This window comes from Bradyrhizobium sp. SK17, assembly GCF_002831585.1.
Taxonomy (GTDB): Bacteria; Pseudomonadota; Alphaproteobacteria; order Rhizobiales; family Xanthobacteraceae; genus Bradyrhizobium.
Map to the genome: position 1 here is coordinate 1,163,446 of NZ_CP025113.1, position 22,263 is coordinate 1,185,708.

Consider the following 22,263-nt stretch of genomic DNA (forward strand, 5'->3'; position numbering starts at 1 on the left):
CGATCCTCCTTGCAGGATTTGACGGCACCGGCGCCTGAGGCATACTCCACTTCCAACTTGCCTCAGCCACGGGCGCGCAATCCCTTAGGAGAGTTGGAGATGTCCACCAAAGCGCCCAATCCTGTTGACAAATATGTCGGCAGCCGCGTCCGTATGCGACGCATCATGCTCGGCATGAGCCAGGAAAAACTGGGCGAGGCGCTAGGCCTGACGTTCCAGCAAGTGCAGAAATACGAGAAGGGCACCAACCGTGTCGGCGCCAGCCGGCTACAGCAGATCTCCGAGATCCTGCAGGTGCCGGTGTCCTTCCTGTTTGACGGTGGCCCAAGCGGCGTCAAAACCGCCGACGGCTTCAGCGAGGGCTCCTCGCCGACCTACGTCTCCGATTTTCTGGCAACCGCCGAAGGCCTGGCCCTGACCCGCGCCTTCACACGCATCGCGGACGCCAAGCTCCGCCGCAGCATCGTCGAACTGGTCGAGCAGATCGCGGCACGCGAGGCCTCCGAACAGGCGTGATCGCGCGCCATATCCGTTTGAGAGATCGTCAAATCTGGAATATGCCATTCCGGCACAGGCTGGAGCGCGACCAGTTGAGGCTGATGCCTTGCCGCGCTTTAGCGCCTTGTTTGCGCATGATCTTTCCGCGAAACCGCAGCGTGCGCTTCCGGATGATGATCTGGTGCGTGCGCTGAGTGATAAAACAAATCCACAGGCGGCAACAACATGATGTCCAGCAACCCGTTTGAAACTGCGGCGATCCTCGACGGCATTCGCCGCTGGGTCGAGATCGAGTCTCCGACGGAGCGGCCGGATCAGGTCAACAAACTGGCCGATCTCGTCGCCGCCGAGTATCGCGACCTGCCGGCGACGGTGGAGCGAATTGCTGGACGCGACGGCTGCGGCGATCATCTCGTCGCCCGCTCGTCCTGGGGGCAGGCCGCGCCGGGCATCCTGGTGCTGAGCCATCTCGATACAGTTCATCCGATGGGATTCATCGAACGGTTACCATTCAGGATCGAAGGCGACAGCGCGTTCGGCCCGGGCATCTACGACATGAAGGGCGGCGCCTATCTCGCCTATCATGCGTTCCGGCAGATCTGCGCCGATGACGCGCGGCCGCCGCTCGGCATCACCCAGATGTATGTTTCGGACGAGGAGATCGGCAGCCCGACTTCGCGCGCGCTGATCGAGGCCGAAGGTCGCAAGGCGAAATACGTGCTGGTGACCGAGCCCGCGCGCGACGGCGGCAAGATCGTCACCGGACGCAAGGGCGTTGCGCGCTTCGACGTCCACATCAAGGGCGCGCCCGCACATGCCGGCACGCGACCCGAAGACGGTCGCAGCGCGATCCGGGAACTCGGCAACGTGATCCAGACCCTGGAGGGAATGAACGACCTCAAGCGCGGCGTCACCGTCAATGTCGGCGTGGTCCGCGGCGGCACCAAGCCGAATGTGATCGCCGAAGAGGCCTATGCGGAAGTCGACATGCGCGTGCCGACCATGGCCGACGCCGACGAGCTGGTGCCGAAGATCCTCGGCATCACCTCGCGCACCGACGGCGTCACCGTGAAAGTCACGGGCGAATTGAACCGGCCGCCCTATGAGAAGGGCAACGCCGGCGCCGCGCTCTACGAACACGCCAAGGAGCTTGCCGCCGAGCTCGGCTTCGAGCTGCTGGACGTGTTCACCGGTGGTGGCTCCGACGGCAATTTCACCGCGCCGCATACCGCGACCCTCGACGGCCTCGGCGTCGATGGCAAGGGTGCGCACACCCACTACGAGCAGCTCTACATCTCGTCGATCGAGCCGCGCGCGCGACTGCTCCACCGCCTCTATCAAACGCTGCGATGATATCCGCTCCAGCCGACACCGATGATCGCGACGCACCTGATGATGGCGCGACGGCCCATTCACGCGGTTCGTTCTTCGGGCGGCGCAAGGGCCACAAGCTGCGCCCGCATCAGGCCGACCTGATCGACACCCTGCTGCCGCATCTTTCGGTCGACATCTCGATGCCCGCGCCGGAGGCGTTGACCGAATTGTTTGACGACGGCATCGAAAACGTCAGGCTCGAAATCGGCTTCGGTGGCGGCGAGCATTTGATCGCGGAAGCGCAGGCCTTTCCGGCGACGGGCTTCATCGGCTGCGAGCCTTATGTCAACGGGATGGCGAAGATCCTGACCCAGATCGAGGCGCAGAATATCGGCAACATCCGCCTGTTCGCAGGCGACGCGGCCGAGCTCTTGGCCTGGGCGCCGGCCCGCTCGCTGACGCGCATCGACCTGATCCATCCCGATCCCTGGCCGAAGCGGCGACACTGGAAGCGTCGCTTCGTGCAGGACGCGACGGTCGCGGCGATGACGCGATTGCTGCCGTCGGGCGGCGAATTCCGCTTCGTCAGCGACATCGACGATTACTGCGCCTGGACGCTGGCGCATCTGATGCGCTCGCCCGACTTCGCCTGGCTCGCCGAGCGCGCGATCGACTGGCGCGAGCCATGGCCGAACTACACCATGACGCGCTACGGCGCCAAGGCCGAGCGCGAAGGGCGCAAGGCGGCGTATCTGAGGTTCAGACGGTTGCCCTGACGTCGTCATTCCGGGGCGTGCGAAGCACGAGCCCGGAATCCGTTGCGCCACATCGTCAGCGGAGAAATGGATTCCGGGCTCTCGCTCCGCGAGCCCCGGAATGACGAAAGATTATCCCTGCCCCGCCATCCGCGCCTTGCGGACGTCGGTCGCCTCCCACACCATGCGCTTGCCGCGCTCGCGACCGAGCAGCTCGATCGGATCGTGATTGTCGATGTGGCCGAACTGGCCCTTGTAGACGCTGTAGCCGCACAATTCCTGCAGGCGGCGCGGGAAGCGCGCCGCGGTCTCGCGTGGAATGCCGAGTTGCAGGTTCTCCTGCTGCCGCATCCAGCCCCAGCAATAGGCGCAGGAGAAGGCAAAGCGTCTGGCATCGCTGGTGTTGGCGCCACCGCCATGCCACAGCGCGCTGTCGAACAACATCACGCTGCCGGCCGGCATGGTCGCGGTGACGGCCTGATACTCCTTGCCATATTCCGGCGACGAATCGAATTTGTGGCTCGCCGGTATGATCCGCGTCGCGCCATTGTCGTCGCGGAAATCGGACAGCGCCCAGATCGCGTTGATCGTGATCGGGATGTGCGGCCGCGGCAGCGGGATCAACTGGGTGTCTTCGTGGATCGGCTGCGCCTCCTGGCCGGGGCCGAGCACCAGCGAGCAGAACGACGACAGCAGGCATTCCCGATCCAGCACGCGTTCGACCACCGGCAGCACGTTGTCGTGCAGCGGAACTTCCCAGAACAGATCGTCATAAGTCAGCAGATTGTTGATGCGCAGCGTCTTGAAGCCCTCGAACGACGTCTGGGCAAGGCCGAGATCGTGCTCGCGCTCGATCCGCTCGACTGCCGCCTTCAGTCCCTCGACCAGCTCAGGCGAGGCGGCGCGCTCGATCACGGTGTATCCGTCGTCGCGGATCCGTGCGGCGTGCGATTGGATGTCGGCGTCCGTCAGCATGGCGATCTCTCCCTTGGCGCTGTGTCGCGCCTTGCGGAAAGCATAGCGGGCCGATTTGAGTTTGGCAGGTCTTTTTGCGTCCCCGTCACCCTGAGGAGCGCGGAACGCGCTGCTCAGGATGACGGAATGATGAGCCTCCGCCGACTATCGCGACTTCCAGAAATCCACGACGCGTTGCGCGGTCGACGGCATCAGGCGGACGAAGTTGACGCGCGCGCCTTCGATATCGGCCGGCGACGGCACGCGGTTGGGCCCGAGCCGCATCATGATCAAGGCACGCACGGTCGGCCATTCGAAACCGATCGTCTTGCTGGCGATCAGGATCGGATCGTAACGATCGCCGGCGATCAGGCGATCGAGCGTGACGATCTTCACACCGGTCATCGCGGCAAGCGCCGCCACCGATTCCTCGTATTTGAACGCCTTGGCGAAGCCGAGCACCGCTGCCTCGTTCAGCTCGCCGGCGCGATGCAGCGCCAGGATCGCGCGCTGCGCGGCGGCGAAGTCGCGGCCCTCGACTTGCGCGATGACGCCTTCGATCTCGTTCATCGCCAACTTGATCTCGGCCTGCCGGTCCGGCTTGGCGACGTCGAACAGGCGGCGGCGGATCACGTCGATCGAGCCGGCCAACAGGCTCTTCAGATGCTCCGGCGGCAGATCGTCGCGGCGGCCGATCTTCAAGGTCAGCACGCCGTCCTGGCTGGCGCGCCGCACCAGATTTGCAAACGAATCGTCCGAGAACGCGGCACCGGCATTGCCGGCCGCACATCGAACCACATCGCGATCACCGCGACGAACGATGACGTCGGTCAGCGCAGTCGAGAGCCTTGATCGCTCGGCCATCGCAAGCAAATGGCCCTGGCCCTTGGCATTGGCGATCTCGACCAGCACCTGGTCGTCGATGACGGGCGATCGGCGCAGCAGCGGTCCCGCGATCGCGACATCGTCCTCGCGGGCGAGTTTCCCCACCAGATGCCGCGGCGCGTTGGCGAGCGGCGCCAGCCGTTCGGCGAGATCGATCCGTGCATCGAGCTCGGCATGCGGCACCAGGCTGGTCAGCACCCCGTCGAACAGGTCGATATGGTCGGGGCGAAAGCTCGCGGCACCCTGCAGGAACAACTCGCCGAGCCGACGCGCGGCGTCGGCCCGGCGCTTGGGGTCGCCGCTGCGAACAATATCGTCGAGTTCCGGGATCAGCACGGGGGCTGTCGTCATGAGCCTGTCCAAACCGGCCACTTCTGCCGATTTTCGACAATCTATGGTCCGGTTCGTAAACGGAGGGTTAGGTCAAAGCTGCGCATCGGGAGCCGCAAAATCGCCCTGCGCACGGCCTGGAGGCCTTGCCGGACCCCGGCAAAAGGGCTATATCCAGCGCAACTTATGGTATCTCATACGATCGCGTAGGAGAGTGGGCCCCCGGGACCCGCTCTTTTTTATTACCTGACGAAACCCGGCAGGGCCGGGTCCAGTTTGGGTAGCGTTAGCGGCCCCTTAAGGCCTCCAGAACAACACAACAGACCTCAGACCAGCTTTAGACCTCAGACAGCCTTTGACACTGGATATGACCGATCCGACCGCCACGTCCGTGGACACCGAACTGCTCGCCGAGCCGCGGCTCGTCGTCGAGCCAGGGGTCGCGGCGCGCGTGGCCGCGGTCGCAGTCCCGGTGCTGCAAGGCATGGGCTACCGCCTGGTGCGCATCAAGGTCTCGGGCGACGCCGGCTGCACCGTGCAGATCATGGCGGAACGGCCCGACGGCTCGATGCAGCTCGAGGATTGCGAGGCGATCTCGCGCGCGCTGTCGCCGGTGCTGGATGTCGCCGATCCGATCGAGCGCGCCTACCGGCTGGAGATTTCCTCGCCCGGCATCGACCGCCCGCTGGTGCGCCGCTCCGACTTCGAGCGCTACACCGGGCATCTGGTCAAGGTCGAGATGGCGGTGGCGCATCAGGGCCGCAAGCGGTTCCGCGGCCTGCTCGCCGGCGTCGAGGGCGATGCGGTGCGCCTCAGGCGCGACGATCCGCGCCCGACCGAGGACGCCGAGGTCCTGCTGGTGATGGAAGACATTTCGGACGCCCGGCTGGTGCTGACCGACGAATTGATCGAGGAATCGATGCGCCGCGGCAAGGCTGCCGAGCGCGAGATGCGCCGCGAGCTCGGCCTCGCGCCGCAGCAGCCGGCCCACGCCAGGAACAGCGATCCGGCGAAGAGTCAGAAGCCGAAACCCAAACCCGATCACAAGCTCGGCGCGAAGCCGGCGCCGACCAACACCAAGAAGCACCGCCTGGCCGCCGAGCGCGCGCGCCGTGGCGAGATCGATCCATTCGAAGGAGACTAAGCCATGGCAGTCAGCGCCAACAAACTCGAACTGCTGCAGATCGCAGACGCAGTTGCGCGCGAAAAGTCGATCGACCGCTCCATCGTGATCGCGGCGATGGAAGACGCCATCGCCAAGGCCGCCCGCGCCCGCTATGGCAGCGAGACCGACGTCCATGCCGAGATCGACGCCAAGAAGGGCGAGCTGCGGCTGACCCGCCACATGCTGGTGGTCGATGTCGTCGAGAACTCCTCCAACCAGATTTCGCTGTTCGACGCGCAGCGCGCCAATCCGGGCGCCCAGGTCGGCGACACCATCGCCGATACGCTGCCGCCGCTGGAATATGGCCGTATCGCCGCGCAGTCCGCCAAGCAGGTCATCGTGCAGAAGGTGCGCGAGGCCGAGCGTGACCGGCAGTACCAGGAATTCAAGGACCGCATCGGCGACATCGTCAACGGCATCGTCAAGCGCGTCGAATATGGCAGCGTGATCGTCGACCTCGGCCGCGGCGAGGCCATCGTGCGCCGCGACGAGATGCTGCCGCGCGAGGTGTTCCGCAACGGCGACCGCGTCCGCGCCTATATTTTCGACGTCCGCCGCGAGACCCGCGGCCCGCAGATCTTCCTGTCCCGCACCCATCCGCAGTTCATGGCGAAGCTGTTCGCGCAGGAAGTGCCCGAGATCTACGACGGCATCGTCGAGATCAAGGCGGTCGCCCGCGATCCAGGCTCGCGCGCCAAGATCGGCGTGATCTCGCGCGATTCCTCGGTCGACCCGGTCGGCGCCTGCGTCGGCATGCGCGGCTCGCGCGTGCAGGCCGTGGTCAACGAGCTGCAGGGTGAGAAGATCGACATCATCCCGTGGTCGCCCGACATCGCGACCTTCGTCGTCAACGCGCTGGCGCCGGCTGAAGTCGCCAAGGTCGTAATCGACGAAGACCGCGAGCGCATCGAGGTCGTGGTCCCCGACACCAACAACCAGCTCTCGCTGGCGATCGGCCGCCGCGGCCAGAACGTCCGCCTCGCCTCGCAGCTCACCGGCTGGGACATCGACATCCTGACCGAGCAGGAAGAGTCCGAGCGGCGGCAGGCCGATTTCGAGAACTCGACCCGGGTGTTCATGGAAGCGCTCAATGTCGACGAAGTGGTCGGCCAGCTGCTCGCCTCGGAAGGGTTCACCTCGGTCGAGGAACTCGCGATGGTCGACGTCAAGGAGCTCGCCGGCATCGAGGGCTTCGACGAGGAGACCGCCACCGAGTTGCAGACCCGCGCGCGCGAATATCTGGAGCAACTGGACGCCGAGCTGGAGGCCAAGCGCAAGGAACTCGGGGTCGAGGACGCCATGAAGGACGTCCCCGGCATCACCGGCAAGATGCTGGTGAAGCTCGGCGAAAACGACGTGAAGACGGTCGAAGACCTCGCCGGCTGCGCCACTGACGATCTGGTCGGCTGGACCGAGCGCAAGGAAGGCAGCGAGCCGACCAAGCATGCCGGGTTCCTCGACGGCATCGAGATCTCGCGCGACGAGGCCGAGGCGATGATCATGCAGGCCCGCCTCAAGGCCGGCTGGATCACCGAGGCCGACCTCGCCAAGCCTGCCGAGGAGGCCGACGCCGCCGAAGCAGAAACAGCGGCGTCGTAAGGAGATGGCGCACGGATGCTCGCTCAGGCTGACCCCGATCTCGACGATGGGCCGCGGACGCAGAAGTCCGCGACCACGCGGATGTGCGCGGTCAGCCGCGAGGTGCGTCCGATCGACGAGCTGATCCGGTTCGTCGTCTCGCCCACCGGCGAGGTGATCCCGGATCTCAAGCGCAAGCTGCCCGGCCGCGGGCTATGGATTTCGGCGTCGCGGCGGAGTGTTGCGGAAGCCGTCCGTCGTCACCAATTTAGCAAGGGATTCAAGCGCGACGTCCGCGTCGCGCCGACCCTTCCCACCGATACCGATGCACTCCTGGTGCGCAGCCTCACCGAGGCCCTGGCGATGGCCGCCAAGGCCGGCCAGGTGGTCGCGGGCTTCGGCAAGGTCGAGGACGCACTCAACCGGAACGAAACTGCAGCCCTGATCCACGCTTCCGACGGCGCTGCGGACGGAATCCGCAAATTGGACGCGATCCTCCGGCAAAGGGGCGAAAAACGTGGTGAATCGCCGGTAATCGCCGTCGTCAATGTTTTGACGTCGGAAGAATTGGATTTGGCACTTGGGCGGTCAAATGTGATACATGCTGCGCTGCTCGCGGGCCCAGCGAGCAAGACGTTCCTGTCGCGCTGCCAGATGCTGGTCCGATACCGGATGGCCGACGACGACAAGACCGCCGAAGCGGCCAGAAATTCCAGAGCGTGATCCGGGAAGGCGGACGCCGTCTTTCCGACCGGATCATGCTCAGCAGAAGAACGACGCATTGAAGGATTTGTGCGGCAAACGCACAGCGAAACGAGATTAGGACTGCTGAATGGTTGATACCAAGACCCCTGGCGACAAAACTCTGAGTGTCCCGAGCAAGACGTTGTCGCTGAAGCCGCGCGTCGAGACGGGCACCGTGCGCCAGAGCTTCAGCCACGGCCGGACCAAGCAGGTCGTGGTCGAGAAACGGGGCAAGCGCCGCATCGGCGGCGATGGCCCGGGCGAGACGCATGCGCCGGAACCCGTGGTTGCAAAGCCCGCGCCGCCCGCACCCCGGCCGCCGATGGGCCGCCCCTCCGGACCGCCTGCCGGCCAGCAGCAGCGCAACACCCGCTCCGGCGTGGTGCTGCCGACCCTGACCGAAGACGAGCGTTCCGCGCGGGCCAGCGCGCTCGCCGATGCGCGGCAGCGCGATATCGAGGAGCGCCGCCAGGCCGAAGAGGAAGCCAAGCGCCGCGCCGTCCGCGAAGCTGCCGAGAAGGCCGAGCGCGAGGCCGCCGAGGTCCGCCGCAAGGCTGAGGACGAGCGCCACCGCCACGAGGAAGAGGCCAAGCGGAAGGCCGAGGTCGAGGCCAAGCGCCGCTTCGGCGAAGGCGAGGCCAAGCCCGGCGCGGCGCCCGCCGCCGCACCGGCCAGGCCCGCGGCACCCGCACCTGCATCCGCTCCGGCCGCCCGTGCGCCCGCCGCACGCCCGGCGACCACGACAACCGCGCGCACGCCAGCCTCCGCGCCGCGGCCAGCCGCGGTTGCGGCCGGGCCCGACGAGGACGAAGGTCCGCGCATGGTGCGCCGCCCCGGCGGCGCCGTGCGCCCCGTCGCGGCCCCGAAGACCACCCACAAGCCTGGTCCGCAGAAAGAGCGCGGCCGCCTCACCCTGACCACGGCGCTCAACGCCGACGACGTCCGCGAGCGTTCGATCGCCTCGTTCCGCCGCCGCACCCAGCGCCTGAAGGGGCACGCGTCGAACGAGCCCAAGGAAAAGCTGATCCGCGAAGTCATCATCCCGGAAGCGATCACGATCCAGGAACTGGCGAACCGCATGTCGGAGCGCGCGGTCGACGTCATCCGCATGCTGATGAAGCAGGGCGCGATGCACAAGATCACCGACGTGATCGATGCCGACACCGCGCAGCTGATCGCCGAAGAGCTTGGCCACAGCGTCAAGCGCGTCGCCGCGTCCGACGTCGAAGAGGGCCTGTTCGACGTCGTCGACAATTCCACCGACACCGAGCCGCGTTCGCCTGTCGTCACCGTCATGGGTCACGTCGACCACGGCAAGACCTCGCTGCTCGACGCGCTGCGCCACGCCAACGTGGTGTCGGGCGAAGCCGGCGGCATCACCCAGCATATCGGCGCCTACCAGGTGCTGTCGCCCGAGAGCGGCACCAAGATCACCTTCATCGACACGCCCGGCCACGCCGCGTTCACCGCGATGCGCGCCCGCGGCGCCAAGGTCACCGACATCGTCGTGCTGGTGGTCGCGGCCGATGACGGCGTGATGCCGCAGACGATCGAAGCGATCAACCACGCCAAGGCGGCCAAGGTGCCGATGATCGTGGCGATCAACAAGATCGACAAGCCCGATGCGCGGCCGGAGCGCGTGCGCACCGAATTGCTGCAATACGAGGTGCAGGTCGAATCGCTCGGCGGCGACGTCGTCGACGTCGAGGTCTCGGCCAAGAACAAGACCAATCTCGACAAGCTGCTCGAGATGATTGCGCTGCAGGCCGAAATCCTCGACCTGAAGACCAATTCGGAGCGTCCGGCGGAAGGCACCGTGATCGAAGCCAAGCTCGATCGCGGCCGTGGGCCGGTCGCGACCGTGCTGGTCCAGCGCGGCACGCTGCGCGTCGGCGACATCATCGTGGCCGGCGCCGAGATGGGCCGCGTCCGCGCGCTGATCTCCGATCAGGGCGAGAATCTCGAAGAAGCCGGCCCCTCGGTGCCGGTCGAGGTGCTCGGCTTCAACGGGCCGCCGGAAGCCGGCGACCGTCTCGCCGTGGTCGAGAACGAAGCCCGCGCCCGTCAGGTCACGAGCTATCGTGCGCACCAGAAGCGCGAGAACGCCGCTGCCTCGATCTCCGGCATGCGCGGCTCGCTCGAGCAGATGATGTCGCAGCTGAAGACCGCGGGCCGCAAGGAGTTCCCGCTGATCGTCAAGGCCGACGTGCAGGGCTCGCTGGAAGCGATCCTGGGCTCGCTCGAGAAGCTCGGCACCGACGAAGTCGCCGCCCGCATCCTGCATGCCGGCGTCGGCGGCATCTCGGAGTCCGACGTCACGCTGGCGGAAGGCTTCAACGCCGCGATCATCGGCTTCTCGGTCCGCGCCAACAAGGAAGCGGCAGCCGCGGCCAAGCGCAACGGCATCGAGATCCGCTACTACAACATCATCTACGATCTCGTGGATGACATCAAAAAGGCGATGTCCGGCCTGCTCGCGCCCACGCTGCGCGAAACCATGCTGGGCAACGCGCAGATCCTGGAAGTGTTCAACATTTCCAAGGTCGGCAAGGTCGCGGGTTGCCGCGTCACCGACGGCACCGTGGAACGCGGCGCCAACGTTCGCCTGATCCGCGACAACGTCGTGGTGCACGAAGGCAAGCTGTCGACGCTGAAGCGCTTCAAGGATGAAGTGAAGGAAGTGCAATCCGGCCAGGAGTGCGGCATGGCCTTCGAGAACTACGGCGACATGCGTGTCGGCGACGTGATCGAGTGTTACCGCATCGAGACGATCCAGCGCTCTCTGTAAGTCCAAATCTTACGAAGCGCAGATCTTACTAGGCGTTGGATCCATTTAACTGAAAATGCGCCGACGTGGCCGGACTTTGGTCCGGCCACCAGCGCATTGCCCGATTGAAAGCAAAGTCAGGACATTGATGCCCGCGGCCATCGGCCTGCGGGCGCGACGGTTTTGGAAGAAGGTCATGCCCCGTCAAAAGAAGAGTTCCAGTCCCGGCGGCTCGCAACGTCAGCTGCGCGTCGGCGAAACGGTTCGCCATGCGGTTGCCGAGATTCTGTCGCAGGGTGAGGTCCACGATCCCGATCTCGAAGGCCACATCATCACCGTTCCCGAGGTGCGTATGTCGCCGGACCTGAAGCTCGCGACGATCTACGTGATGCCGCTCGGCGGCCGCGACACCGACACGGTGATATCGGCGCTCGAGCGCAACAAGAAGTTCCTGCGCGGCGAGATTGCGCACCGCGTCAACCTGAAATTTGCACCCGACATTCGCTTCCGCGTCGACGAGCGGTTCGACGAGGCGGCGCGCATCGAGAAACTACTGCGGACACCTGCGGTGCAGCGAGACCTTGCACCCGATTCGGACGACGAGGAATGACTGTGATGACGACCAACGGCGTGATCGACGCGAACGATGCCGACGTGCGCGACGCTGAGCGGGACACTTTCGCCGGCCAGCGCACCGATGATGCGCGCCGCACCAACAACGACCCGCGCCAGAAGCAGGGCAGGCCGAACCAGCAGCCGCGCCGCGACAAGCGCGACGTCCATGGCTGGGTCGTGCTGGACAAGCCGATCGGCATGACCTCGACGCAGGCGGTTGCCGTGCTCAAGCGCCTGTTCCAGGCCAAGCGCGCCGGCCACGCCGGCACCCTCGATCCGCTCGCCTCCGGCGGCCTGCCGATCGCGCTCGGCGAAGCCACCAAGACGGTGCCGTTCGTGATGGACGGCCGCAAGCGCTACCGCTTCACCGTGAGCTGGGGCGAGGAACGCGACACCGACGACACCGAGGGGCGGCCGGTCCGGACCAGCGAGAACCGGCCGAGCGCCGATTCGATCCGTGCCCTGCTGCCGCGCTTCACCGGGGTGATCGAGCAGATCCCGCCGCAATATTCGGCCATCAAGGTGCAGGGCGAGCGGGCCTATGATCTGGCGCGCGACGGCGAGACCGTGGAACTGAAGCCCCGCCCGGTCGAGATTCACGAATTAACCCTTGTGGAACATGGAGATAACGGCCAGTCCGTGTTCGAGGCCGAATGCGGCAAGGGAACCTATGTCCGGGCCCTGGCCCGCGATATGGGCCGGATTCTGGGCTGTTTCGGCCATATCAGTGCGCTGCGGCGGACCCTTGTCGGTCCGTTTACCGAAGCGGACATGATTCCGCTGGAACAGTTGGAGGCTTTATGCAATAGAGCCGCGTCTGGCGAGGGCAGCCTCGCCGACGCGCTTTTGCCCGTTGAGACCGCGCTGGACGACATCCCGGCACTGGCCGTCACACGGGCTGATGCGGCAAGGCTCCACAGGGGCCAGGCCGTTTTGTTGCGCGGACGGGATGCGCCCAATACCAGCGGCACAGTCTATGTCACGGTGGCAGGCCGACTTCTCGCGCTTGCCGAAATTGGCAATGGCGAACTCATCCCCAAGCGCGTGTTCAACCTGAACGGACTGACTGCCGGTCCGGCTCGCAACGATGAAAGTAACTGACGATGTCGATTACCGCCGAACGCAAAGCGGAAGTCATCAAGACGAATGCCAACAAAGCCGGCGACACCGGCTCGCCCGAGGTCCAGGTCGCGATCCTGTCGGAACGCATCAATAACCTCACCGAGCACTTCAAGAGCCATGTGAAGGACAACCATTCACGCCGCGGCCTCCTGAAGCTCGTGTCGACGCGTCGTTCCCTGCTTGACTACATCAAGCGCAAGGACGAGGCGCGCTACAAGGCGCTGCTCGAGAAGCACAACATCCGTCGTTGATATTGAGAAGCACGCGCGCGCGGTTCGCGCGCGTTTTCGCATGGTCGTCCGCGAACTCGGACTTTCGAATTGCCGAAAGATGATCATGCGCAACAGCATGGCGGTCACGCCATGCACACTAGCGTCCAGCAGCAATCCGGCCGCTGGACCGGGCAAGATGCCCAGATGACCGAAAGGATGGACGCCATCCGAAATCCAGGGACCATGGCAGGATCGCCGGATGCTGATCGCGACACGCGCGTCAGTGTCTCGCCGTCTTGGCATGGTCTTTGTGTTTCAGGGCACCGTGCTTTCGTGAAACCATGAAAGACAACCGAAATGTTCAATAAGCATTCCGTCGAGATCGACTGGGGTGGACGTCCCCTCAAACTTGAGACCGGCAAGATCGCCCGCCAGGCCGACGGCGCCGTGATGGCGACCTACGGCGAGACCGTGGTGCTTGCCACCGTCGTCGCAGCGAAGGCCCCGCGCGAAGGCGTGGACTTCCTGCCGCTGACGGTCGACTACCAGGAGAAGACCTATGCCGCGGGCCGCATTCCCGGCGGCTATTTCAAGCGTGAAGGCCGCCCGACCGAAAAGGAGACGCTGGTCTCCCGCCTGATCGACCGCCCGATCCGTCCGCTGTTCGTCGATGGCTGGCGCAACGAGACCCAGGTCATCGTCACCGTTCTCTCGCACGACATGGAGAACGATCCGGACATCGTTTCGCTGGTCGCCGCGTCGGCCGCGCTGACGCTGTCGGGCGCCCCGTTCAAGGGTCCGATCGGCGCCGCCCGCGTCGGTTTTGCCAATGACGAGTTCATCCTCAACCCGACGCTGGACGAGATGACCGAGACCCAGCTCGACCTCGTGGTCGCCGGCACCGCCGACGCCGTGCTGATGGTCGAGTCGGAAGCCAAGGAGCTCAACGAAGAGGTGATGCTCGGCGCGGTCATGTTCGGCCACCGCCACTTCCAGCCGGTCATCAACGCGATCATCGAGCTCGCCGAGAAGGCCGCCAAGGAACCGCGCGAGGTCACCACGATCGACAATTCGGAGATCGAGAAGGAAATGCTCGGCATCGCCGAGCAGGAGCTGCGCAAGGCCTATGCGATCCCGGTCAAGCAGGAACGCTATGCCGCCGTCGGCGCCGTCAAGGAGAAGGTGCTCGCGCACTTCTTCCCGGAAGGCCAGGAGCCGAAATACGACAAGCTCCGTGTCGCCGGCGTGTTCAAGGAACTAGAAGCCAAGATCGTCCGCTGGAACATCCTCGACACCGGCAAGCGCATTGACGGCCGTGACGTCAAGACGGTGCGCAACATCATCGCCGAAGCCGGCGTGCTGCCGCGGGCCCACGGCTCGGCCCTGTTCACCCGCGGTGAGACCCAGGCGATGGTCGTGACCACGCTCGGCACCGGCGAGGACGAGCAGTACATCGACGCACTGTCGGGGACCTACAAGGAAACCTTCCTGCTGCACTACAACTTCCCGCCCTACTCGGTCGGTGAAACCGGCCGCCTCGGCGGCACCAAGCGCCGCGAGATCGGCCACGGCAAGCTCGCCTGGCGCGCGATCCACCCGGTGCTGCCGCCGCATCACGAGTTCCCGTACACGATCCGCGTGGTCTCCGAGATCACCGAATCGAACGGCTCGTCCTCGATGGCCTCGGTCTGCGGCGCCTCGCTGTCGCTGATGGACGCCGGCGTGCCGCTGAAGCGGCCGACCGCCGGTATCGCCATGGGCCTGATCCTCGAAGGTCAGCGCTTCGCGGTGCTGTCGGACATTCTCGGTGACGAGGATCATCTCGGCGACATGGACTTCAAGGTCGCCGGCACCGACCAGGGCATCACCTCGCTCCAGATGGACATCAAGATCGAGGGCATCACCGAGGAGATCATGAAGGTTGCGCTTGGCCAGGCCAAGGAAGGGCGCATCCACATCCTTGGCGAAATGTCCAAGGCCCTGACCGTGGCCCGCGCCGAGCTCGGCGAATACGCGCCGCGCATCGAGACCTTCAAGATCGCCACCGACAAGATCCGCGAAGTGATCGGCACCGGCGGCAAGGTGATCCGCGAGATCGTCGAGAAGACCGGCGCCAAGGTCAATATCGAGGACGACGGCACCGTGAAGGTCGCCTCCAACGACGGCGAGGCGATGAAGGCCGCGATCAAGTGGATCAAGTCGATCGCTTCCGATCCGGAGATCGGCCAGATCTACGAAGGCACCGTCGTCAAGGTGATGGAGTTCGGCGCGTTCGTGAACTTCTTCGGCGCCAAGGACGGCCTGGTCCATATCAGCCAGCTCGCCGCCAACCGCGTGCAGAAGACCTCCGACGTCGTCAAGGAAGGCGACAAGGTCAAGGTCAAGCTGCTCGGCTTCGACGACCGCGGCAAGACCCGCCTGTCGATGAAGGCGGTCGACCAGGAGACCGGCGAGGATCTCGAGGCCAAGCAGAAGTCCGAGGCTCCGGCTGCGGCCCGCGAGAGGCCGCTGGCGAGTAAGCCTGTTTGGAACGAAACCAGGAAGGGCGGCCGAAAGGCCGCCCTTTTTGTTTGCTCCGATGCCGGTGCGTGCGAGACTCTGCGGAGAGAATGCGAGATTCCGACGCAGCGTCACAATGACCGTCTTCGAAACCGCCTAACGTGGCTCGCACGTAACTCGCTATGCTCTGTCGAACGCGACAATTGAGCTTCAGGTCAGGAGGAACCGATGTCACCGATATCCCGACGCCATCTCATGCTTGCGGCAACCACGGCTGCCGCGGTCGCGGCGGCGCCACGCCTCGCGCTGGCCCAGACCGCTGCGCAAGCTCCAGCCGGACCCTTCAAGGTCGATCCGTTGACCTATCCAACCAATGCGCTGGAGCCGCATATCGATGCCAAGACGATGGAGATCCATCACGACCGGCATCACCAGGCCTATGTCACCAACCTCAACACTTTCGCCAAGGATCATCCGCAGATCGCCGAGAAGCCGGTCACCGACGTGCTCGCCAATCTCGGCGGCGTGCCGGACGCGATCCGCACCGGCGTGCGCAACAACATGGGCGGCCACGCCAACCACACGATGTTCTGGCAGATCATGGGACCGAATGGCGGCAAGCCCGACGGCGAGGTGCTGTCGGCGATCGACCGCGATCTCGGCGGCATGGAGAAATTCCAGACCGATTTCAACGCTGCCGGTGGGCGCGTGTTCGGCTCCGGATGGGTGTTCGTCACCGTCACCAAGGATGGCAAGCTCGCGATCGAGACGCGGCCCAACCAGGACAATCCGATCATGGACGGCAAGCGCGCGCTGCTCGGCAACGACGTCTGGGAGCACGCCTATTACCTGACCTATCAGAACCGCCGGCCGGATTACCTCAAGGCGTGGTGGAACACGGTGAACTGGAAAGCCGTGGCCGAGCGTTATGCGGCAGCCAAGGCCGGCACGCTCGGCGTATGAGCCGGTAAGGCTCGCTGGCCGCGAACGGATGCGCTAGATTTGAAGGCCTCACGAGATGATCGTGAGGCCTTCCTTGTGATTGGAATTCCGTGGCCGTGCCCGAAGGAGGCGACGATGGCCCTGCCGACAATCCGCCCTGGCCGCCCCGACGAGTACGACGAGATCGCGCGCATCTGGATGGAGAGCTGGACCTCGACCGGGCTCACTCCACGCAGCGACGGGCTGCTGAACGATCTACGCGCACGCCTGCCGCGCGAGATCGCCGGCGGCTGGAGCCTGTTCGTTGCCGACGATCGCGGCACCATCGCCGCCATGCTGGCGCTGCATTTGCCGACCTCGCTGCTCGACCAGTTGATGGTCGCGCCAAGCCATCAGGGCAAGAGCCTCGGACGCGAGCTGCTCGCCTTCACGCGCCGGCAAATGCCCGACGAGATCTGGCTGAAATGCGTCCGCGAGAACGAGAAAGCCTGGCGCTGGTACGAGCGCGAAGGTTTTGTGTTCGAGAAGGAAGCACCCAATCCGGTCACCGGCTTCATGATGAAGCACTATCGGTGGAGGCGGGAGCACCGCAAACAAGAGGTCAAACCATGATCAAGCTTTACTGGTCGCCGCGCTCGCGCTCGTTCTCCGCCATCTGGCTGCTGGAGGAGAGCGGCCTGCCTTACGAACGAGTGCTGACCGATATCAGCACCGGTGCGCAGAAGTCGAAGGAGTTTCTCGAGATCAACCCGATGGGCAAGGTGCCGGCGCTGACCGACGGCGACGCGAAGCTCGCCGAGGCGGCGGCGATCTGCGCCTACATCGCCGACCGCTATCCCGAGACCAGGCTCGCGCCCGCCACGACCGATCCGAAGCGTGCACGCTATCTGCAATGGCTGTTCTTCTCGCCGAGCTGCATCGAGCCAGCGCTGATCCAGCTGTTCACCAAGCTCGAGGTGCCGACCAGCACCGCGGCATGGGGCAGCGCGGCACAGGTGTTCGACGTGCTCGACGCGGAATTGCAGAAGGGGCCGTGGATTCTCGGCGATCAGTTCTCCGCCGCCGACATCGCGATCGGCGCCGGACTGAACTTCGCCGTGCGGGTGTTCAAGATGGTGCCGCCGCGGCCGGCGTTCGATGCCTATATCGATCGCTGCGTGGCGCGGCCGGCGTTCCAGCGCGCGGAGAAGATCGCGGCAGGGTGACGCGCGGCCCGGTTAGAGCGTTTTCGAGCGAAGTGGATACCGGTTCGCGTAAAGAAAACGCGTCAAGACAAGAACCTAGAGCCCCGTTCCGATTCCATCGGAACGGGAAAGGCTCTAGAGCCAACGCGTCGCGCGAACGGCTTAACCCGGGACGACGCGCGGATCGACATCCTGGGTGTAGTCGACGCCGTCGATGCCGAAGCCGAACAGGCGCAGGAACTGGCTCTTGTATTCGCCGAGATCGGCCAGCTCGCCGAGCGTCTCGGTGGTGAGCAGCGGCCAGCGCCGCGACACTTCCGTCTGCACCTCGGGCGACAGCTCCCAGTCGTCGACCCTGATGCGCTGCGCGTCATCGAGCGCGACGTCCTTGCCGAGGCGGGTACGGAACAGGCGGTCGATCTGCTCGATGCAGCCTTCGTGGAGCCCGAGCTGCTTCATGACCTTGAACAGCACCGTGCCATAGAGCGGCACCACCGGAATCGCCGAGCTCGCCTGGGTCACCACGGCCTTCAGCGCCACGACACGGGCGGCGTCCGCGCCGAGCCGTCCGCGGATTGCTTCCGCCTTGCTGTCGAGATCGACCTTGGCGCGGCCAAGCGTGCCGTTCCAGTAGATCGGCCAGGTCAGCTCGCTGCCGATATAGGTGTAGTTGAGCGTCCGGAAACCCGGCGCCAGCACACCGGCGTCGGCGAGCTGGTCGATCCAGCGCTTCCAGTCATCGCCACCCATCACAGCGACGGTGGCCGCGGTCTGTTCCTCGTTCGCCGGCTCGAGCGTGGTCTGGAACACTTCGCCGGTCTCGGTGTCGAGCGTCTTGATCTCAATGGGGGCGCCGAGCGGCTTGATGACCGAGCGATAGGTCTTGCCGGTGTCGGGATCGGTGCGGACCGGTGCGGCCATGCTGTAGACCAGCATGTCGAGCTGGCCGAACTTTTCGCGCACGCGCTCGATGAAGGTTTTCTTCAGCTCGTCGGAGAAGGCGTCGCCCTCCAGCGTCAGCGGCGAGCGTCCGATCTTCTCGGCCTCGATCTCGAACGCACGGTTGTTGTACCAGCCGGCGCTGGCGCTTCTCTTTTCCGAAGGCTCGCGCTCCAGCGACACGCCGATCGTATCGGCGCCGCCGGCAAAGGTCGCGACGATGCGGCTCGCAAGGCCGTAGCCCGTCGAGCAGCCGAGCACGGCGACGCGCTTGGGACAGTCGGCGACCGGCCCCTGCTTGAGAACGTAAGCGATCTGCTCACGGACATTCGTGGCGCAGCCGACGGGATGTGCCGTGGTGCAGATGAAGCCTCGCACGCGCGGTTCAATAATCATTCGAACCCCATTCCGGATTGTTGCAATGTCCCCATCCGCTGCCTTCTGACCTGTCCTCGGCGAGCGAGGGCAGCCAGATCACGCGTCGAGCCGCCTGAACACCAGCGTGGCGTTGGTGCCGCCGAAGCCGAACGAGTTCGACAGCACGGTCGTCAGCTTGGCGTTGTCGATGCGCTTGCGCACGATCGGCATGTCGGCGAACACGGGATCGAGTTCGGTGATGTGCGCGCTCTCGCAGACGAAGCCGTTGTTCAGCATCAACAGCGAATAGATCGCTTCCTGCACGCCGGTGGCGCCGAGCGAATGGCCGGTCAGCGCCTTGGTCGCCGAGATCGGCGGACACTTGTCGCCGGTGCCGAACACCTTGCGGATCGCCTCGATCTCCGGCGGATCGCCGGCCGGTGTCGAGGTGGCATGCGGGTTGATGTAGTCGACCGGCGTGTTGACGGTCGACATCGCCATCCGCATGCAGCGCTCGGCGCCCTCGCCCGACGGCGCCACCATGTCGTAGCCGTCGGAGGTCGCGCCGTAGCCGACGACCTCGCCGTAAATCCGCGCGCCGCGCGCCTTGGCGTGCTCGAGCTCTTCCAGCACCACGACGCCCGCGCCGCCGGCGATCACGAAACCGTCGCGGCTGACGTCGTAGGGACGCGAGGCGGTGGCCGGCGTGTCGTTGTATTTCGAGGACATCGCGCCCATGGCGTCGAACAGCACCGACAGCGTCCAGTCGAGCTCTTCGCAGCCGCCGGCGAAGATGATGTCCTGCTTGCCGATCTGGATCGTCTCATAGGCGTTGCCGATGCAATGGTTCGACGTCGCGCAGGCCGAGGAGATCGAGTAGTTGACGCCCTTGATCTTGAACCAGGTCGCGAGCGTCGCCGACGCCGTCGAGGACATGCCCTTCGGCACTGCGAACGGGCCGACGCGCTTCGGGCCCTTGGCGCGCGCGATATCGGCGGCCTCCACCAGCGTGCGGGTCGACGGCCCGCCGGATCCCATGATGATGCCGGTTCGGATGTTGGAGACCTCGTTCTCCTCGAGGCCGGCGTCGCGGATCGCCTGTTCCATCGCAACGTGATTCCACGCCGCACCTTCGGCCAGGAACCGCATCGCGCGGCGATCGATCACCTCGGCGGGGTTGAGCGTCGGCGCACCGTGCACCTGCGAACGGAAGCCGAGCTCGGCGGCCTTCTCCGCACGCGAAATGCCCGACTTCGCCTCGTAGAGGCTCGCAAGCACTTCCTGGGTGTTGTTACCGATGGACGAGACAATGCCCATCCCCGTGATGACAACCCGCCTCATGTTCGCCTCGCCCTGCCTTTATGTTGCCGCGTCATGATCCTGCTCAAGATGGCGCCGTGCCCTGCTTGAACAATCCGACCTTCAAGTCCTTGGCGCGATAAATAATCTCGTCGTCCATGGAAAGCCACCCGTCGGCGATTCCGAGCACGAGCTTTGACCGCATCACGCGCTTGATATCGATGTTGTACACAACCTTGCGCGCGTGCGGCAGCACCTGTCCGGAGAACTTCAGCTCGCCGAGACCGAGCGCGCGGCCGCGACCTTCGCCGCCAATCCAGCCAAGGAAAAAGCCGACCATTTGCCACATGGCATCGAGGCCGAGGCAGCCCGGCATCACCGGATCGTTCTTGAAATGGCAGCCGAAGAACCAGAGATCCGGTTTCACTTCGAGCTCGGCGCGCACCAGGCCCTTGCCGAACTCGCCGCCGGTCTCCGAGATCTCGCTGATGCGATCGAACATCAGCATCGGCGGCAACGGCAACTGGGCATTGCCGGGACCAAAAAGCTCGCCCCGCCCGCAAGCCAGCAAATCCTCGTATTCGTAACCGCCGCGCCGATCCAGCATCCTCTTTCAACCTCTCATGTCCCGATAAAGCGCTTTGCCTGGTCGGACCTTAATCTACCCACGGGAACCGGGAATATCCCGTCCCGCATCTAGGCGCTACCTGGGTACGCTACGGGCCTGTTATCCCTGCCGAAAGCGCATATGTGGTCCGCGCGCTCTCTAACATAGGGTTAATCGGCCGGCAAAGCGGCATTCCGATGATAAATGGCCGCCGCAGCATCAGTTTCTACCGCACCTTTGATTCGTTCTAGTTGCGAAAAACTTGCATCTGATAGACGTCCTTTTTATATTTGTGAGGAATATTGCCTGAGTTGGGTGCATAGAGTGGACATGAACGAGGAAGTATCGGCTGTGAACGATGATGCTGTGCACCCGGCTGCCCGGGGCGCTGGGCATCACCCTGCCCTGACCGGCTGCCCGTGGCATGACGTCAACGAGATGTTGCAATCTGCCGGTCTCCGGCCGACGCGCCAGCGCATGGCGTTGGGCTGGCTGCTGTTCGGCAAGGGTGCCCGCCACCTGACCGCGGAAATGCTGTACGAGGAAGCCACGCTGGCCAAGGTTCCGGTGTCGCTGGCGACCGTCTACAACACGCTCAACCAGCTGACCGATGCCGGCCTGCTGCGGCAGGTCTCGGTCGACGGCACCAAGACCTATTTCGACACCAACGTGTCGACCCATCATCACTTCTATCTCGAGCACAACCACGAGCTGGTCGACATTCCCGACCCGAACCTCGTGCTCTCGAAGATGCCCGACGTGCCGGACGGCTACGAGATTTCCCGCGTCGACATGGTCGTGCGGCTGCGCAAGAAGCGCTGAACCGATCTAGTGTGGATTGAGGCATGATGGCCGGGCTCGCCCCGGCCATTGTCGTTTCGGGACTGCGTCAGTCCACCTTCTCGTCGGCATAGACGCCCCAGAGGCGCTGCTGCTCGATCCAGCCGTCGAACCCGTTGCCGGTGACGCGGCACCAGTTGTTGGCGCATTTCTTGACCTGCGCGACGACACCGGCCTGGAGGCGGGCCACGACGGCGCTGGTGGCGTCCGGCCGATCATAGAGCGAAGCCAGGTCGTCCTTGTTCTTCATCGTGACGACGGCGGTGCGGCGGCCCGACAGCAGCGAGTGATAGACCCAGCCCTCGGCGCCTTCGGAATCGCGCACCCGGCGCCAGTTCTCGAACTCGGCGGTGATTTCGACCGGCAGCCCCGAGCGGGTGTAGACCCAGGCGACGTCGTTATCCTTGGTCGGGCCGCCCCTGACGTTCACATGATCGGATTTCAGGCTGACATAGCGCGGGATCGGCAGGCCGCTGGTGGTGGGGCTCAAATCCTTGGCGGTGTGTCCCGGCATGACCGACGCACTCAGCATGCTTCCGACCAGCGCCACCAACGAACCCAAACGCCACACCATCAACTCGTCTCCTGCCGAGATGCCCAGCCCGCATTCGGCGAGCTGCAACCCAAATCCAAACCCGTGCCCGAAGGCCGCCGCGC

The 22,263-nt window shown here is 65.0% G+C and carries 20 protein-coding genes and 1 pseudogene; 15 read left to right on the forward strand and 6 right to left on the reverse strand.

Going from position 1 to position 22,263, the window contains the following annotated elements:
• Window positions 1-99 precede the first annotated feature (99 nt).
• The 3 genes from CWS35_RS05365 to CWS35_RS05375 all read left to right on the forward strand — a co-directional run bounded on the left by CWS35_RS05365 (window position 100) and on the right by CWS35_RS05375 (window position 2,588).
• Window positions 100-516, forward strand: coding sequence for a helix-turn-helix domain-containing protein (locus CWS35_RS05365; protein WP_024584595.1), 417 nt, complete (start codon window positions 100-102; stop codon window positions 514-516).
• Between the two features lie 207 nt (window positions 517-723).
• Complete coding sequence (locus tag CWS35_RS05370; RefSeq protein ID WP_024584596.1) at window positions 724-1,851, forward strand: M20 family metallopeptidase; 1,128 nt, start codon at window positions 724-726, stop codon at window positions 1,849-1,851.
• Entirely contained in the window at window positions 1,848-2,588 is a 741-nt protein-coding gene (locus tag CWS35_RS05375; RefSeq protein WP_100951173.1) for a tRNA (guanine(46)-N(7))-methyltransferase TrmB, read from the forward strand. The genes CWS35_RS05370 and CWS35_RS05375 overlap by 4 nt, the downstream gene beginning before the upstream one ends.
• Window positions 2,589-2,699: 111 nt before the next feature.
• Here CWS35_RS05375 and CWS35_RS05380 read toward each other — a convergent pair whose 3' ends face one another.
• Together CWS35_RS05380 and CWS35_RS05385 are read right to left on the reverse strand one after the other, a co-directional pair.
• Window positions 2,700-3,542, reverse strand: a complete 843-nt coding sequence (locus CWS35_RS05380) for a phytanoyl-CoA dioxygenase family protein (RefSeq protein ID WP_100951175.1) — start codon at window positions 3,540-3,542, stop codon at window positions 2,700-2,702.
• A 144-nt stretch (window positions 3,543-3,686) separates the two neighbouring features.
• Window positions 3,687-4,757, reverse strand: coding sequence for a DUF2336 domain-containing protein (locus CWS35_RS05385; protein ID WP_024584599.1), 1,071 nt, complete (start codon window positions 4,755-4,757; stop codon window positions 3,687-3,689).
• A gap of 346 nt (window positions 4,758-5,103) precedes the next feature.
• Here CWS35_RS05385 and rimP point away from each other — a divergent pair, with 346 nt between their 5' ends.
• The 11 genes and pseudogenes from rimP to CWS35_RS05440 all read left to right on the forward strand — a co-directional run bounded on the left by rimP (window position 5,104) and on the right by CWS35_RS05440 (window position 17,585).
• Entirely contained in the window at window positions 5,104-5,880 is a 777-nt protein-coding gene (rimP, locus tag CWS35_RS05390) for a ribosome maturation factor RimP (protein WP_100951178.1), read from the forward strand.
• A gap of 3 nt (window positions 5,881-5,883) precedes the next feature.
• Window positions 5,884-7,500, forward strand: a complete 1,617-nt coding sequence (gene nusA / locus CWS35_RS05395) for a transcription termination factor NusA (RefSeq protein WP_100951180.1) — start codon at window positions 5,884-5,886, stop codon at window positions 7,498-7,500.
• A 15-nt stretch (window positions 7,501-7,515) separates the two neighbouring features.
• Complete coding sequence (locus tag CWS35_RS05400) at window positions 7,516-8,202, forward strand: RNA-binding protein (protein ID WP_024584602.1); 687 nt, start codon at window positions 7,516-7,518, stop codon at window positions 8,200-8,202.
• A gap of 109 nt (window positions 8,203-8,311) precedes the next feature.
• Entirely contained in the window at window positions 8,312-11,011 is a 2,700-nt protein-coding gene (infB, locus tag CWS35_RS05405; RefSeq protein WP_024584603.1) for a translation initiation factor IF-2, read from the forward strand.
• 175 nt (window positions 11,012-11,186) lie between these two features.
• Window positions 11,187-11,600: a 30S ribosome-binding factor RbfA gene (rbfA, locus tag CWS35_RS05410; RefSeq protein WP_024584604.1), complete on the forward strand. Its 414-nt coding sequence runs from the start codon at window positions 11,187-11,189 to the stop codon at window positions 11,598-11,600.
• Entirely contained in the window at window positions 11,597-12,706 is a 1,110-nt protein-coding gene (gene truB / locus CWS35_RS05415) for a tRNA pseudouridine(55) synthase TruB (RefSeq protein WP_100951182.1), read from the forward strand. The genes rbfA and truB overlap by 4 nt, the downstream gene beginning before the upstream one ends.
• A gap of 2 nt (window positions 12,707-12,708) precedes the next feature.
• Window positions 12,709-12,978 carry a 30S ribosomal protein S15 gene (gene rpsO / locus CWS35_RS05420; RefSeq protein WP_016844725.1) on the forward strand — a complete coding sequence of 90 codons (270 nt, stop codon included), beginning with the start codon at window positions 12,709-12,711 and terminating at the stop codon, window positions 12,976-12,978.
• A gap of 318 nt (window positions 12,979-13,296) precedes the next feature.
• A pseudogene (pnp, locus tag CWS35_RS05425) lies at window positions 13,297-15,458 on the forward strand (polyribonucleotide nucleotidyltransferase).
• A gap of 208 nt (window positions 15,459-15,666) precedes the next feature.
• Entirely contained in the window at window positions 15,667-16,401 is a 735-nt protein-coding gene (locus tag CWS35_RS05430) for a superoxide dismutase (protein WP_100951184.1), read from the forward strand.
• Window positions 16,402-16,515: 114 nt separating this feature from the next.
• Window positions 16,516-16,992: a GNAT family N-acetyltransferase gene (locus CWS35_RS05435; protein ID WP_024584608.1), complete on the forward strand. Its 477-nt coding sequence runs from the start codon at window positions 16,516-16,518 to the stop codon at window positions 16,990-16,992.
• Window positions 16,989-17,585, forward strand: coding sequence for a glutathione S-transferase family protein (locus tag CWS35_RS05440; RefSeq protein WP_024584609.1), 597 nt, complete (start codon window positions 16,989-16,991; stop codon window positions 17,583-17,585). The genes CWS35_RS05435 and CWS35_RS05440 overlap by 4 nt, the downstream gene beginning before the upstream one ends.
• Before the next feature lie 141 nt (window positions 17,586-17,726).
• On the opposite strand, the gene fabV is transcribed toward CWS35_RS05440, so the two are convergent.
• The 3 genes from fabV to fabA form a co-directional block, all read right to left on the reverse strand.
• On the reverse strand, window positions 17,727-18,899 hold the full coding sequence (fabV, locus tag CWS35_RS05445; protein ID WP_100951186.1) for an enoyl-ACP reductase FabV: 1,173 nt from the start codon (window positions 18,897-18,899) through the stop codon (window positions 17,727-17,729).
• Window positions 18,900-18,977: 78 nt separating this feature from the next.
• The gene (gene fabB / locus CWS35_RS05450) at window positions 18,978-20,201 is read right to left on the reverse strand and encodes a beta-ketoacyl-ACP synthase I (protein WP_024584611.1); all 1,224 of its coding nucleotides are present in this window, start codon (window positions 20,199-20,201) and stop codon (window positions 18,978-18,980) included.
• Between the two features lie 43 nt (window positions 20,202-20,244).
• Window positions 20,245-20,766 (reverse strand): 3-hydroxyacyl-[acyl-carrier-protein] dehydratase FabA, encoded by a 522-nt coding sequence (fabA, locus tag CWS35_RS05455; RefSeq protein WP_024584612.1) that lies wholly within the window; start codon window positions 20,764-20,766, stop codon window positions 20,245-20,247.
• A 330-nt stretch (window positions 20,767-21,096) separates the two neighbouring features.
• Between fabA and irrA the strand changes: the two genes are divergently transcribed.
• Window positions 21,097-21,588, forward strand: coding sequence for an iron response transcriptional regulator IrrA (gene irrA, locus CWS35_RS05460; protein ID WP_024584613.1), 492 nt, complete (start codon window positions 21,097-21,099; stop codon window positions 21,586-21,588).
• A gap of 67 nt (window positions 21,589-21,655) precedes the next feature.
• Here the strand turns inward: irrA and CWS35_RS05465 are convergent, their stop codons facing one another.
• On the reverse strand, window positions 21,656-22,180 hold the full coding sequence (locus CWS35_RS05465; protein WP_100956058.1) for an SH3 domain-containing protein: 525 nt from the start codon (window positions 22,178-22,180) through the stop codon (window positions 21,656-21,658).
• Window positions 22,181-22,263 lie beyond the last annotated feature (83 nt).